General features: G+C 71.3%; 5 protein-coding genes. 4 read left to right on the top strand and 1 reads right to left on the bottom strand.

The genetic code is table 11. The features are described from left to right. Positions 1–49 precede the first annotated feature (49 nt). Positions 50–433, bottom strand: coding sequence for a hypothetical protein (locus A9974_RS21455; protein ID WP_183006196.1), 384 nt, complete (start codon positions 431–433; stop codon positions 50–52). Between the two features lie 261 nt (positions 434–694). On the opposite strand from A9974_RS21455, the gene A9974_RS21450 reads away from it, so the two are divergent. From A9974_RS21450 to A9974_RS21435, 4 genes are all read left to right on the top strand, one after another. Next, the gene (locus tag A9974_RS21450; RefSeq protein WP_183006195.1) at positions 695–1,339 is read left to right on the top strand and encodes an STN domain-containing protein; all 645 of its coding nucleotides are present in this window, start codon (positions 695–697) and stop codon (positions 1,337–1,339) included. Continuing rightward, positions 1,329–1,877, top strand: a complete 549-nt coding sequence (locus A9974_RS21445) for an RNA polymerase sigma factor (protein ID WP_183006194.1) — start codon at positions 1,329–1,331, stop codon at positions 1,875–1,877. The genes A9974_RS21450 and A9974_RS21445 overlap by 11 nt, the downstream gene beginning before the upstream one ends. After that, positions 1,868–2,929 (top strand): DUF4880 domain-containing protein, encoded by a 1,062-nt coding sequence (locus tag A9974_RS21440; RefSeq protein WP_183006193.1) that lies wholly within the window; start codon positions 1,868–1,870, stop codon positions 2,927–2,929. The genes A9974_RS21445 and A9974_RS21440 overlap by 10 nt, the downstream gene beginning before the upstream one ends. A 144-nt stretch (positions 2,930–3,073) precedes the next feature. Next, a complete protein-coding gene (locus A9974_RS21435; RefSeq protein WP_220806065.1) occupies positions 3,074–15,562 on the top strand; it encodes a filamentous haemagglutinin family protein in 12,489 nt (4,162 codons plus the stop codon). Positions 15,563–15,706 lie beyond the last annotated feature (144 nt).

The raw sequence follows: 15,706 nt of genomic DNA, 5'->3' as shown, positions 1-15,706 counted from the left end.
GGGCCGGCAGGCCTGATGCCGCGCCCGTCCTGGGCGCGGGCGGCCTGCCTCAGGGCGGCGTCGGCCGCTGCGGATAGGCCGACGTGCCGAACGTGTTGCCCATGCGGTTGCCGATGGTGGCGGGCGTGGGCAGGCCCATCTGGTTGGGCGGCTTTTGCGTGATGGCTTCCGAGCCCAGCGTGGACGGCGGCTTGGGCGTGGCGTCGGGCGCCATTTTCTGGTTCAGGCAGTCGTACGACAGGGCGCGGTAGCCGTTGACCTCGGTGTCGATGCAGGCGCCGGGCGCGGGCTTGGGCGGGGTTGCTGTCGGCGCGGCGGGGGCGGCGGGCCGCGGTTGTGCCGGGCCTTGGGCCCAGGCCGCCATGGGCGCGGCCGCCAGCGCCGCCAGCAACAGCAGGCAGGCGCGATCCGGAATAAGGCTGAATGGACGCATGCGGGTTCCTTGGAAAAGGCCCGGCGGCCCGCGGCCGCCAAGCAATCAGTATAGGGACGGATAGCGCCGCGCAGGTGACGTTTGCGTGGCGGCCGGACGGCGCGTGTGTGTGGCGTGTCACGATTACGTCATTCGCGCACCCTAGCATGGCGCCTTTCGCATCGGGACGGGCGCAGCAGCGTCCGCGGCAACGGCCATGCCTGGCATTTTTCCTACGTGTTGGCGTCGATGACCCTTGCCTGTCCGTCTGGCGGGGGCTGGATGCGCCGTGCCTGCCTGGCGTTGGGGCTGGTCGCGCTGGCCGGTTCGAGCGCGGCGCAGACGCCGCCGCGCGAGATCGCGTTCGCGATTGCCGCGCAGCCCCTGGACCAGGCGCTGGCGCAGTACAGCCTGGCCAGCGGCCTGACGGTGCTGGTCGACAGCGCCCTGACGGCGGGGCGCGATGCGCCCGCGGTGGTGGGCACGTACACGCCGGGCGATGCCTTGCGCCGCTTGCTGGCCGGGTCGCCCCTGGCCATCCGCTACGCCAGTCCGCATTCGTTCACCTTGGTGGCCGCGCCCGCGCCGGCCGCGCAACCGGCCCGCACGGCGCGGCTGCGCGACACGCCCTACGCGGCGGCGTTGCAGGGCGCCTTGAAGCGGGCGCTGTGCAAGGGGCAGGGCGCGGCGCCGGGCAGCTACCGGGCCTTGGTCAAGTTGTGGTTCGACAAGGCCTGGCGCGTCAATCAGGTGGATTGGGTGTCCGGCACGGGGTCGGCGCCGCTGAATCAGCGGCTGGAAGCGGCGCTGCGCGGGGTGACGGCAGGGCCCTTGCCCGCCGGCATGCCGCAGCCGGTGACGGTGCTGCTGCAGCCGGGCAGCGCCCAGGACTGCCAGGCGTTGCAAGGAGACGGCCGTGCGGGATGACAAGCCGTCCAGCTCGCTGCGGGCGTTGTTCCTGGAGCGCTACAACGATTTTCGCAGCCAGCTCAAGCGCCGCCTGGGGTCCGAGGACCTGGCGCATGACGCGATGCAGGAAGCCTTCTTGAAGGTGAACGACATGCCGGCCAGTTCGTCGATCCAGCAGCCGGCGGCGTATCTGTTCCGCGTGGCGTTGAATATCGCCGAAGACCAGCGGCGGCGCGATTCGCGGCTGCTGACGGGCATGGAAATCACGGAACTGATCGGCGGCACGGACGAGGCGGCGGACCCGGCGCGCATCGCGCAGGGCCGCGACCAGATCGACGCGTTTCGCTGCGCGCTGAGGCAGTTGCCGGAGCGCACGCAGCAGATGTTGCTGGCGGCGCGGGTGCACGATCTGCCGCACGCCGAGATCGCCAAGCGTTACGGCGTGTCGGAACGCATCGTGTCCAAGGAGCTCAAGCGGGCGCTGGACCACTGCGGCAAGGTCATGGCGGCGCAAGCCGAGCCGGCGCCGGGCAGGGAAGAAGAACCATGGTGTTGACGATGATGCCGGGAAGCCGCAGGCGCGGCCCCGAACCCAGGGAAGCGGCGCGTCTGTGGTTGCTGACGCTGACCTCGGGCCGGGCGACAGAAGATGACGCCGAGGCGTTCCGCGCCTGGCTGGGCGCCGATCCCCGGCACGAGGCCGCGTTCGCCGAAGAGAAGCGGCTGTGGCAGGCGCTGGGCCCGGCCGTGCAGGAAGAGACGGCCGCGGCGGCCGCCCGCCGGCCGCGCCTGGCGGGGCGGCGGACGTTCCTGGGCGGCGCGGTGGCGGCCTCGGCGGCCTATCTGGCGTTTCGGCCGCCGCTGGGGCTGTGGCCGGGGCTGGGGGAACTGGGCGCCGATTACCGCACGGCGACGGGCGAGCAGCGCCGGGTGGCGCTGGGCGACGCGCTGGAATTTGAAATGAATACGCAGACGCGCATCAATGTGCGGTCGGCGCCGGGCGATGGCGCGGTGATCGAGCTGGCGGCCGGCGAGGCGGAAATCCGCGTGGGCCGGGCGCCGGCCAGCCAGCCTGCCGGGCGGGCGTCTGAATCGCTTGCGCAGACGGCGGCGTTGCTGCCGGCAGAAACGCGGATCGAGCCCGCCTTGGCCGCCGCCGCGCCGGCGCAGGTGGTGGCTGGCGCCGGGCGCATCACGGCGCGCGAGGCGGTGTTCAACCTGCGCTATCTGGGCGGCGAGGCCAGCCTGTGCTGCCTGTCGGGAAGCCTGCGGCTGGCGCATGCGCAAGGGGAATTCGACATCGGTGCGGGTCAAGAGCTGCGCTACGACGACGCGCGGGTGCTGCCGCCGGCCAAGGTGAATACTGAGACGGTGACCGCCTGGCGGCGCGGCTGGCTGGTGTTTGACCGGGTGCCGCTGGCCGACGTGGTGGACGAGCTGAACCGTTACCGCCGCGGCCGGCTGGTGCTGATGAACAAACAATTGGCCCAGCGGCGCGTGCAGGCGCGTTTTTCGCTGACGCAGGTGGCGGACGCCGAGCAGTTGATTCGGGATGCGTACGGGGCCGAGGTGACGCGCTTGCCTGGGGGCGTGGTGATCCTGTCGTGAGGGATTTCGTGAATTATTTATGACAGGGTTCTGGTCGGCATTTTTCCATCCGTCTGTCTTGTTCTAGGTGGCGAATACTCGCGATTGGAATAAGGAAGGACGATCATGCAGGCACGGATGGCGCAGCGGGGCGGTAAGGCAATCATGGCGCGCAAAGCAAGGCGCGGCCGCCCGGACTGGCGCCCCACGCCGTTGTCGCGCGCGCTGATGGCGCTGCTGATCGCCGGCAGCTGGAGCGGCGCGGCGCAGGCGCAGACACGCGCCTTCAGCTCGGGCTGGTTCGCGGACAAGAACGCGGTGCAGTCGACGGCGCAGCGCACCGGGCGCATGCCCGACGGCAGCCTGGCGGGCATCGGCAACAGCGCGCGCCAGCAGGCCGAGTCGCGGCTGAAGCTGCAGCGTTCGCTGGACAACCTGAACCGCACGGCGGCCGCGGTGGCGGCGCAGCAGGCCGCGCAAGCGGCGGCTCGCGCCGCGGCGGCGGCCAATGGCAGCAGCGTGCCCGATGGCTTGACGCCGGGCGGCTTGTGGGTGGCCGAAGGCGCGCTGGCCAAGTGGGAAGGGGCCAAGGCGCCCCAGCCCGGCACGGAAGGCGGTCGCCAGTTGGTGACGATCGAGCAGACTCAGTCGCGCGCGGTGCTGAACTGGGACACGTTCAACGTGGGCCGCAACACCACGGTGCAGTTCAAGCAGGGCGCGGACGACGCGGTGCTGAACCGGGTAGTGGGCGCGGGGGCCAAGCCCAGCCAGATCCAGGGCGCGATCAAGGCGGACGGCACAGTGCTGGTGGTGAACCAGAACGGCGTGATCTTCACCGGCACCAGCCAGGTAAACGCGCGCAATCTGGTGGTGGCGGCCGCGACGATGACCGACGCGCAATTCAAGGCCAAGGGCCTGTATGCCGACAATGGCGCGCAACCGACCTTCACGGACGCGCTGGGCGCCGTCGAGGTGCAGGCCGGCGCGCGCCTGCAAACCGCCACGCCCGCCACGTCCACCACGGGCGGCGGCTACGTGCTGCTGCTGGGCAAGACGGCGGCCAACGCGGGCACGATCGACACCCCGGGCGGGCAGGCGCTGCTGGCGGCGGGCGACAGCTTCGTGATCAAGCGCGGCCAGGGCACCTCGGGCAATCTGGTGTCCACGACCAAGGGCAACGAGGTCACGCCCGCCGGCGTGCCCGGCCGGGTCGAGAACACGGGCCTGATCCAGGCCGCCCTGGGCGACGTGACGCTGACGGGCGGCGATGTGGCGCAGCGCGGCGTGGTGTTGTCGAGCACCTCGGTGGACACGCGCGGCACGGTGCACCTGACCGCGACGGGCGCGGACGGCCGGATCACCGTGGCCGAGAACAGCACCACGGCGATTCTGCTGGACCGCAGCGGCGCGCTGGCGCTGGACAGCCAGCGCGACGGCCTGCGCGTGCCGCCGGCGGTGCAAAGCGACACGCCTTTGCTCGCGGCGGGCGCGGACCGGCGCGAGCTGTCGCGGGTGGAGATCAGCAGCTCGGGCACGGTGGATTTCGCGGCCGGCTCGATCACGCTGGCCACCGGCGGGCAGATCGCCGTATACGCCACGCAGCGCAGCCTGCTGCGCGACGGCGCGGTGCTGGACGTGGCGGGCGCGGTGGGCGTGCCGGTCGCGATGGAGAACAACAACCTCAAGATCAACGTGCAGGGCAACGAGCAACGCGACGCGCCGGTGAACCGGGACAGCGGCAAGCTCAACAGCAATGACGTCTGGGTCGACATCCGCGACCTGGTGCTGGTGCCGGCGGGCACCAACGGCTATGCCACCGACCGTTGGTACACGGCTGGGGGGCTGCTGGAAGTCAGCGGCTATCTGGGCACGCAGGGGCACGCCGTCACCGAGTGGATGGCGCAGGGCGGCAATGTCGAATTCACCGGCGGCGACGTGGTGACGCGGGCCGGTTCGCAGATCAACCTGTCGGGCGGCACGCTGGACGTGCAGGACGGGATGATCCGCCAGAGCTGGCTGCGCGGCGTGGACGGCCGCCTGTACGAGGTGACGCGCGCGCCGGGCGACCTGGCCTATACGGGGCTGTACAAGGGCTTCGAGGCCAACAGCGCACGCTGGGGCCAGACGCGCTATTTCTACAATCCGCTGATCGCCCCGCGCGAGCGTTTCGAGACCGGCTATACCGTCGGGCGCGATGCGGGCCGGCTGGTGATCGGCACCCGCAGCGCGGTGCTGGAAGGCGAACTGATCGGCACGACGTTCCAGGGCGACCGGCAGAACGCCGCCGCGCAGGCGGGCCTGGATGGCTACCAGCAATCGCAGCGCGCCGTGGCGCGCGGCGCGCAATTGGTGGTGGGGACGTACACGCCGTATTACAGCAAGACCACGGGGGCGCTGCAGTATGCATTGGGCCGCGGCGACGGCACGGTCAAGCAGGTGGTGCTGTCCGACCGGGTGGAGGCGATTGCGGCGGGGCTGGACCTGGATACCGCGCTGCCCGCCGACCGCGCCGGCATCCTGCAGCTGGATACCGCGCGGCTCAACGGCTTTGGCCTGGGCGCGGTGAAGATCGCCGCGAGCGACATCGCGGTGCAGTCGGACCTGACCGTGGCGCCGGCAGGCGACATCACGCTGTTCGCGAACCAGCTGGCGGTGGATGCGGCGCTGACCGCCAACGCCGGCAGCATCCGGCTGGGCAATACGTTGCTTCAGGCGACGCCCGGCGGCATGGTGGACACGACGGCGGGCGTGCCCGGCGCGAACGACCGGCTGACGCTGGGCGCGCGGGCGCGGCTGGATACGTCGGGCCTGTGGGCCAACCTGGCGCTGGCGCCGGGGCAGACGGGCGCCATGCCGTACCTGAACGGCGGCAGCGTATCGTTGCGCAGCACCCAGGACCTGCTGTTGCAGGCGGGAAGCGTGATCGACGTCGGCGCCGGCGCGGCGCTGCGCGCCAAGGGCAAGGTGACGGGCGGCAAGGGCGGCAATGTGACCGTGGAAGCGGTGGCGGCCGGCACCGCGGCGGGCGGGCGGCTGGTGCTGGACGCAACGCTGCGGGGTTATGGCGTGGAAGGCGGCGGCACCTTGGCGGTGACGGCGGGCAAGGTGGCGCTGGGCGCCGCGCAGGCCGATGCCGATGTGCTGGCGCTGGCCGCGCCGTTCTTTCAGCAGGGGTTTTCGCGCTATGAGATCACGGGCAGCCGGGGCGTAAGCGTGGCCGAGGACGCGCGCATCGCCGTGTCCATGCCGGTGCTGCGGCCGGTGCTCGATGCCGCCGGGTTGGCCACGGGCACGCCGGCCCGCGCGGCACTGGAAATCTGGCAGCCGCCGGTCTACCAGCACGACCTGGCCGCAGGCACGGTGACGCGCCGCCGCGGCGCCAGCCTGTCGCTGCAAAGCGGCCGCAGCGTGTCGCTGCCGGGCGCCGATGCCGATGCGGCGCTGCTCGTCGGCCGTGGCGCGCAGATCAATGTGGATCCGGGCCAGACTATCCAGCTGCGCGGGGCCGGGCAGATCACGGTGCTGGGCGCGCTGACGGCGGCCGGCGGCAAGATCGACATCCGCCAGCTGCGCTTGGGCGACATCGATGTGGCCGAGTCCATCGAGACCGCCGCGGGCCAGGTGCACAACCGGTCGATCTGGATCGGCGAGCAGGCCGTGCTGAACGTGGCCGGCCGCGCGGAAACCGGCGCCGATGCGCAGGGACGCCGCTACGGCGTAGCCGACGCGGGGGGCGTCATCGTGATCGGCGGCGAGATCAATCACGACCGCGCCACGGCGACGTCGTCGGATGCCTACGTAATCATCCGGCCGGGAGCGGTGCTGGATGCGTCGGGGTCGAGCGCGACCGTGGACGTCAACGGGGTGGGGCCGGTGCGGATGGACCGCAACGGCGGCCGCATCGCGTTCAGCTCCTATAACGGCCTGTTCCTGGACGGCACCGTCGTGGCCCGGGCCGGCGGCGCGAACGCCGCGGGCGGCGCCCTGGACATCGCGCTGGAGACGCCGCTGTACCGCGCCCAGGGCGACAATCCGTCCAGCATCGACGTGCAGGTGCCGCGCGAGCTGGTGCTGGCCGCTGGCGGCGCCAGCCCGTTGGCCACGGACCTGCAGCCGGGCGAGGCCGCTGGCGTGCTGCGTTACGGCCAGGCTCGCCTGGACGTGGCGCGCCTGCTGGCGGGCGGCGGCTTCGACCAGCTGGGAGTGCTGGCGAACGGCCTGATGTCGTTTGACGGTACGGTCGATATCGCGGTGCGGCAGAGCCTGCGCCTGTACGCCGGGGCATTTTCGCTGGCGCCGGGCGCCGATACCGCGACGCGCGTCAATCTGGCGGCCTCGCAGGTGCGCCTGTCCGGGCCGGGCAAGTACTACGCCACCAACGGCATGCTCCGGCCGCGCGTGCTGTTCGGCGACGCGCCGTCGATGGGCACGGGCGCGTTCACGGTGCACGCCACCGATCTGCTGGAAGTGGGCAACAGCCTGTCCTTCGGCACCCAGGGCAGCATCAACCGCCCCGCGGGCGGTCCGCTGGCGGTGGCGCGCGCGGGCTTTGACCGCGTACGGCTGGAAAGCGGCGGCGACCTGCGCTTTCTGGGGCAGAACGACAGCGAACCGCGCACGCGGCTGTGGACGCGCGGCGACCTGGACCTGATCGCCGCGCAGCTGTATCCGGTGACGGGCGCCGAAGCCGAAGTGCTGGCGGGCTACACCCGCAATCCGCAGTCCGGCGTCAATGTGTTCGATCCCGCCCGCACGCTGCGGGTGGGCCGGTCGGGTGGCGCCAACGCGCCGTTGCCGGCCGTGCCGTATTCGGCGTTCGGCACGCTGCGCCTGGCGGCAAGCAACGTGGAGCAGGGCGGCGTGCTGCGCGCGCCGCTGGGTGCGATCGTCCTGGGCGATGTCAGTTCGGCGACGGGTACGCAGCGCCTGAGCTTGTTGCCGGGCAGCGTGACCTCGGTCAGCGGCGCGGGGCTGTTGATGCCCTACGGCGGCACGACCGATGGCGTGTCGTACAAGTTCAAGGGCGCGGAAGTTTCGCTGATGGGCGCCGGCGGCGCCACCGGCTCTGGGAGCGGCGCGTCGCTGCGCACCGGCATCACGCTGGGCTTTCGCGATGTGGACGCGCTGCCGGGGTCGGTGCTGGACCTGTCGGGCGGCGGCGAGCTGACGGGGGCGGGCTTTGTGTCCGGGCGCGGCGGTTCCACCGACGCGCGCTACAACCCGCTGGTGCGCAACAACCCCAAGGGCGGCTTTACCTTGCCGGGCCTGGCGGGCAATCCCGTCTACGCGATCGTGCCGGGCGTGCAGCCGGACTATGCGCCGGCGGGCGGCGAAGCCGGCGCTTCGGCGCCGGGCCTGGGGCAGCGCATCACGATCGGCGCGGGCGTGCCGGGCTTGCCGGCCGGCACCTACACGCTGATGCCGTCGACCTATGCACTGTTGCCGGGGGCGTTCCGCGTCGAGATCAATACCGGCGCGATGGCGGGCGCGGCCATGGCACCGGCGCAGATGCGCAATCTGTCGTGGGCGGCCAGCGGCACGCTGTCCGTGGCGGGCACGCACGTTGCCGACAGCCTGGCGACGCCGGTGATCCTGACGCCGGCCAATGTGCTGCGCATGCTGTCGCAATACAACGAGACCAGCTACGCCAGCTTCGTGCGCGCCGATGCGGCCACGCGCGGCGTGCCGCGTGCGATGCTGCCGGCCGATGGCCGCACCTTGCGCCTGGCGGTGCACCAGGGGTCGCCGGACGGGCAGGCGCTGCGCTTTGAGGGGCTGGCCGATTTCAAGCCGGCGACGGGCGGCTTTGGCGGCACGGCGGCGTTGAGCGGCGGCAGTCCGTATGTCGAGATCCTGGCGTCGGGCCAGGCGCCCACGGCCGGCTTTGGCGGCGCGTCGGTGCAGGCCGATGCGTTGGCGGCGTTGGGGGCGAGCCGCCTGGTGATCGGTGCGCTGCCGGTCGTGGTGTACGGCCAGGGCGGCCGTTTCTATACCTTCCAGGGCGCCGCCAACGAAGTGGTGATGCGGGCTGGCGCGCAACTGGCGGCGCCCGAGGTCATCATTTCCTCGCGGACGATCGAGGTCGAAGCCGGCGCGGGTATCTCGACGCTGGGCCGGGGCGCGCCGTCGGTCGATTCGACCAATGGCTATGCGTTCGCGCCCGGCGCCGCCGGCTTGCTGGCGGTGTCGAACGGCCGCCTGGACGTGCTGGCGCCCGATGCGCTGGGCGAGGGCGCGATCCGCATCGGCACCTGCGCGGCCACGCCTTGCCAGGGCGTGACGCGGCTGTATTCCGAGGGCACCATCGCCGCGGCCACCAATGGCGTGTTCGATCTGGGCGAGCAGGTGCTGTACGGCACCCGCAACCTGACGCTGGCCGTCGGGGCGATCAATGCAGGCACGGCCGACGCGCTGGCGCAGGCCGCCGCGCGCGGCGTGCTGCCCAACGGCCTGACGCTGAACCAGTCCATCCTGGCGCGTCTGCTGCGAGGCGACACGAGCACCGGCGCCCCGGCGCTGGAGCGGCTGACGCTGACGGCGCGCGAGTCCATGAATTTCTACGGCACGGTGGCGCTGGACACGCGCGATCCGGCAACGGGCAAATACAGCCTGGCCACGCTGGCATTGAGCACGCCGGCCATTTACGGCTACGGCGGCGCGGGCGACGAGGCCAGTATCCGCACCCAGAACCTGGTGTGGAACGGCGCCACGCAGGCGCCCGGCGCGGTGGCGGCCGGCGGGGCGGGCACCGGAGCGGGCGTGCTGCGCATCGAGGCCGAACGCATCGAGTTCGGCTACGGTCAGGGCGCCCAGCCCAGCGGGCTGGACGACAACGCCCGCCTGGCGCTGGGCTTTGCCAGCGTCAACCTGAACGCCAGCGAGCGCATCACGGCCAATCACCGCGGCAGCCTGGCGGTGTACCAAGCGCAAGGCGCCTACGTCAGCGGCAGCGGCTATACCTACAGCGGCGGCAACCTCAACCTGAACACACCGCTGCTGACCGGCGCGTCGGGCTCCGTGAACAAGATCACGGCGGGCGGCGATGTGCGCGTGGCGGCCATGCCGGGCACGCAGGCGGCCGCGGTGCGGGAATTGGGCGGCGAACTGAGCCTGGCCGGCGCCAATGTGCGGGTCGACGGCACGATCGTGCTGCCCAGCGGCAAGCTGACATTGCAAGGGCGCGACAGCGTGCTCCTGACCGGCACGTCGCAGCTGGACGTAGCCGGCCGGGCCATTGCCTTCAATGATGTGTTGCGCTACAGCTGGGGCGGCGACCTGATCCTGGAAAGCAGCCAGGGTAACATCCGCCAGGAGGCCGGCGCGGTGATCGATCTGTCGGCCAAGGAAAACGATGCGGGCAGCCTGCGGGCCGTGGCGCTGGCTGCGGGCGCGGGGCAGGTGGAACTGCTGGGCCGCATCCTGGGCGCCAGCTCGGGCCATTACGATGCCGGCGGCACCGCGGTGCCGTACCGCGCGGGCAGCATCGACATCCGCGCCCAGCGCCTGGGGGCGGCGGGCGCCTTGAACGCCGATTTCGACGCGCTGAATCAACGCCTGAATGACGGCGGCGTGTTCGGCGCGCGCGGCTTCCAGATCAAACAGGGCAGTCTGACCGTGGGCGACACGCTGCGCGCCAATGACATCAATCTGTCGATCGACGGCGGCAGCCTCACGGTGGCGGGCCGGGTGGACGCCAGCGGCGAGCGGGTCGGCCGCATCCGCCTGGCGGCGCGCGACGGCTTGACGCTGGCCGCGACCTCGGTGCTGGACGCGCACAGCACGGTGCTGCGCGTGGACAGCTACGGCAAGATCATCGACGCGCCCAACCGGGCGGTGGTGGAACTCAATTCGGGGCTGGGGGTGCTGACCCTGGCCGGCGGCGCGCGCATCGACCTGCGCCACGGCACGTCGGCCGCGCGGCATGACGGCGTGCAACGCGGCACGCTGGAACTGCTGGCGCCGCGCATCGACGCGGCCGGCAATACCGGCATCAATGGGGGCGGGGCGCCGGGTTCCGCGGCCCGTTATGGCGACATCGCCATCGAGGCGCGCGGACCGGTCGCGATCGAGGGCGCCAAGTCGATCACGTTGACCGCCATGCAGCGCTATGACGATGCCGATGTGGGCAACCCCGCCGACCGGGCCAACGGTCGCGAATACCAGATCATCGACCAGGCCTATCTGGACCTGAAACACGCCGACAGCATTGCATTCATGGGTGGGGCGCTGGCCAACGGCAACCTGATGAACGCCAAGCTGGCGGGCCTGAACAACGCCGCCTACCGCGACGTGTTCCATCTGCGTCCGGGCGTGGAGATCGTCAGCAGGACCGCCGACGGCGATCTGGTGGTGCAGGGCGACCTGGACCTGTCACGCTACCGCTACGCGGGCGTGAATCCGCGCTCGCCGCAGACGGGGGTATACGGCTCTGGCGAGGCCGGCGCGCTGATCCTGCGCGCCAAGGGCAACCTGGATGTCTACGGCAGCATCAACGACGGCTTCGCGCCGCCTGAGGCCACGCCGGACGATGAGCACGGCTGGGTGCTGACGCCCGGTGTGCAGCCGTTCGGCGGCGATGTGGTGCTGCCGCGTGGCGGCGTTACGCTTGCCGACGGCACCGAGTTTCCCGGTGGCAAGACGCTGAATTACCCCTTGCCCCTCAAAGCCGTGAAACTGGCCGCGGGCACCCGCTTGCCGGTGGAAGCTGCCCTGGATCAAACGCTGTCCCTGGCCAGCGGCACGGTGCTGTCCGGCGATGTGCGCGACGCCTCGGGTCAGTTGCTGTACGGCGCGGGCACGGTGCTGGGCCAGGCGGTGGATCTGCCCGCGGGGACCCGCCTGGGCGCGGGCACGCTGTTGGTCGACGGCACGTCGTTGCAGTCGTTCACCTGGCCCGCCAACGTGGCTTTGCCCAATCTGTACACCACGCAGGGCTATGAGCCGAATGTGTTGCTGATGGAAGGCACCATCACGCTCAAGCAGGGCGCGTTCATTCCGTCGCAGACCAAGCTGGTGTTCCCGGCCGGTACCGACTATGTGGACTTGCGCCCCGGCACGCCGGCGGACCAGCGGCGCAATTGGGCCGTGGCCCAGATGCTGCCGGCGGGCAGCCAGTCGTGGTCGGTGCAGTTGGTGGCGGGCGCGGACCTGGACGCGGCCGATCCGCGCCGGGTGCTGACCGGCCCGGGCGCCGGCAAGCTGACGCTGGCCGATACCCACTACAACGCCAGCCTGGTCCAGGGCGGCGGCTGGGTCTGGGGGCCGGACGCCGAGCAATCCGGCTACGAGCCCGGCACGCCGGTGCCGGACGATATGGCATGGCTGTGCGACGTGATCGAAGGATTCTGCGAGCGCGGCGACGCCAACGCGGTCTCGGTCACGCCGCATACGCAGAACTTCAGCGTGTTGCGTACCGGCACCGGTGATCTGGACCTGAACGCGGGTGGCGATATCAGCCTGATGTCGGCGTACGGCGTGTACACCGCCGGCACGCAGTCGGCGAATATCGCGTCGGCCTACCAGTTGCCGCGCGGCCGTTTCGGCGCCACGGTGCTGGGCGACGAACATGCGGCGACCTATGAACCGTTCGTGACGGCGGGCGGCGGCTACCAGGCCTGGTATCCGGAAGCTGGCGGCAACCTCAGTTTGTACGCGGGCGGGATGTTGCGTGGCGACGTATGGGGCCAGACCGCGCAAAGCACGTTCGACGCCCGCAGGGTGGATGCAAGCGTGGGCGTCGGCAATTGGCTGTGGCGCCAGGGCAGCGGCAGCGCCAACGGCGGCGACACGCCGACCGCGTGGTGGATCAATTTCGGCAGCTACACCCGGGCGCCGTCCGACTTCAAGGATACGACGCCGCTGCTGGTCGGCTTTACCGGCTTCGGCGCATTGGGCGGCGGCAATGTCAGCGTGCGCACCGACGGCGACGCGGGCAACGTCGAGGCGCGCGGCTCGCGCAGCAATCCGCGCAGCCAGGGGCTGATCGTGGCGGTGGGCAGCACCGGCCGCATCGCGGCCGATGGCGGTATGACGCTGACGGGCGGCGGCGATATCGACGTGCGCATCGGCGGCGCCCTCAACCCCACGCAGAATGCGCGCGGGGCGGTGTCGTCCACCAACGGCCCCACGCCGTACTACGGCGATCCGGCCATCGACCTGCAAGGCGCGCTCATCAACCTGCGCGGCAATGTGCAGTTCACGGGGGGCGCGATTGGCGGGCTGGACCTGCGCTACAGCAGCGAACCCGCTCTGCGCGATGCCAAGGACAGCCGCGGCTTCGATCCCTACGAATCGTCGATGGCCAGCGCCACGGGCGGGCTTGCGCTGATTCCAGGCGACGCAGTGATCAGGCTGGACGCACGCGGCGACCTGGTGGTGGGCGGCGCCAGCGATCCGGGCCGGGTGGCGTTGCAGAACAGCACGCCGTTCCGGCTGCGCGACGGCACCCAGATCGAGGGCGGCGGCTACAGCTGGTTCTCGATGTGGACGGCGAATACCGCCATCGAGCTGTCCAGCGCGGGCGGCAACCTGACGCCCAGCCGGCAGACCTCGCACAGCGGGCAGGGCCTGGGGTTGCAGACCGGCCGCAATACGTCGGCGTCGGATGCGCGCTACTTGTACCCCTCTATCCTGCGCGCGACGGCGTATGACGGCAGCATCTATGCGGGCGTCTCGGCCGGCTACCTGAACGCCGAGGCCAATGGCCTGCCGTATTCACTGACCTTGGCGCCCGGCGCGCGCGGTCAGCTCGAGCTGCTGGCGGGCAATTCGATCTACGCCGGCGGCTACGCCATCAACCGGTCGGGCGCGGACCCGGCCAGCGTGGCCAACGTGCTGGCGCCGGCTTTCGCGGGGTATACCTCGCTGGACAGCAGCGCGGTCACGTTGAGCAACAAGGGGGCCAATGGCATCGACGGCGCGCGCAATACGCACTTCCCATTGTTTTATTTCGATGCGCCCACCGCCAGCGCGGCGGGGTCCGGCCTGGTGACGCGCCTGTATGCCCGGGACGGCGACATCGTGGGGCTGCGTAGCGGCGAAACGCTGGCCATCATCGAGGGTCCCAACCTGGGGCAGACGTGGTACGAGGCGGCGGGCCCGGTCTGGATGATGGCCGGACGCGACATCGTGGCCTCGGGCACCGATACCGGCGTGCAATTGAACGTGCCGACGACCAACGGCTATTACTTTGGTGCAGCCGTGGCGTCGGCCACGTCGTCCGGCAACCTGTTCCTGCACCGCGACGCGCAGGACGTGTCGCGGGTGTCGGCGGGGCGCGACATTCTCTACAGTTCGTTCCAGGTGGCCGGCCCCGGTACCCTGGAAGTGACCGCTGGCCGCCATGTGCTGATGGGCGACCGGGCGTCGCTCAACAGCCTGGGCGCGGTGCTGCCGGGCGATCGCCGCCCGGGCGCGTCGATTGCCGTGCTGGCGGGCGTGGGCGCGGCCGGGCCGGATTACGCGGGCTTTCTGGCGCGTTACCTGGATGCGTCGCGGCAGGCGGATCCCAGCCGTCCGCTGGCCGACCAGGGCATGGCCTTCAAGACCTATGAAGCGGAACTGCTGCTGTGGTTGACGCAGCGCTTCGGCTTTGCCGGCAGCACGGAAGACGCGCAAGCCTATTTCCAGGCGCTACCCGCCGAGCAGCAGCGCATCTTCGCGCGGCAGGTGTACTTCGCCGAGCTGCGCGCGGGCGGGCGGGAATACAACGACAAGTCCAGCCCGCGCCAGGGCAGCTACCTGCGCGGCCGCCAGGCCATTGCGGCGCTGTTCCCGCAGACCGCGGCCGGCGCCTACCAGGGCGACCTGACTCTGTACGGCGGCGCCGGCATCCGCAGCAGCTTCGGCGGCGACATCCAGCTGCTGACGCCGGGCGGCAAGCAGGTGTTCGGCGTGGAAGGCGTGGCGCCGCCCGCCAGCGCCGGCATCATCACCCAGGGCCAGGGCAGCATCCAGCTGTACGCGCAGGGCAGCATCCTGCTGGGCCAGAGCCGGGTCATGACCACCTTCGGCGGCGGCATCACGGCCTGGTCGGCGCAAGGCGACATCAACGCCGGGCGCGGCTCCAAGACGACGGTGCTCTACACCCCGCCCAAGCGGGTCTACGACGCGGTCGGCAACGTCACCTTGTCGCCCAGCGCACCGGCCACCGGCGCGGGCATCGCCACGCTGGCGCCGCTGCCGGAAGTGCCGGCGGGCGACGTCGACCTGTACGCGCCGCTGGGCACCATCGATGCGGGCGAGGCCGGCATCCGGGTGTCGGGCAACGTCAACATCGCGGCGCTGCAGGTGGTGAACGCGGCCAACATCCAGGCGCAGGGCGACAGCAAGGGCGTGCCGGTGACGGCGGCGGTGAACACCGGGGCGATGTCGTCGGCCAGCGCGGCGGCGACGTCGGCGGTGGGCGCGGCGCAGGAATCGGCGCAGCGTGCGCAGAACCAGGCGCGGCAGAACCAGCCGTCCGTGATCAGCGTGCAGATCCTGGGGTATGGCGAGGAGCCGGTGGCGGGCGCCAGCGCGCCCGCGCCGGGCCCGTCGGCGGCGGCCACGCGTTACGACGCCGCCAGCGCCGTGCAGGTGCTGGGCGCTGGCACGCTGGACGACAGCGAGATGCGCGGCCTGAGTCCGCAGGAACGGAGCAAGCTGGCGATGTAAGGGGACGGCGGGGACGGCCTCGCCGGCGTCCCTGTCAAGCGCGCGGCCGATGGCCGTGCTGGCTCTTACAAGCTGGTGACGGCGGCGGGTGCTTGAGCCCGCCGTTGTCACGAGCGCGTCACCCGACCGTCACATGGGGTCGCT

The organism is Achromobacter sp. UMC71 (assembly GCF_014170305.1).
In the GTDB taxonomy this organism is placed as follows: domain Bacteria; phylum Pseudomonadota; class Gammaproteobacteria; order Burkholderiales; family Burkholderiaceae_B; genus Achromobacter.
Note: the sequence above shows the minus strand (reverse complement) of the source record. Positions and strands in the feature narration are given on the sequence as shown.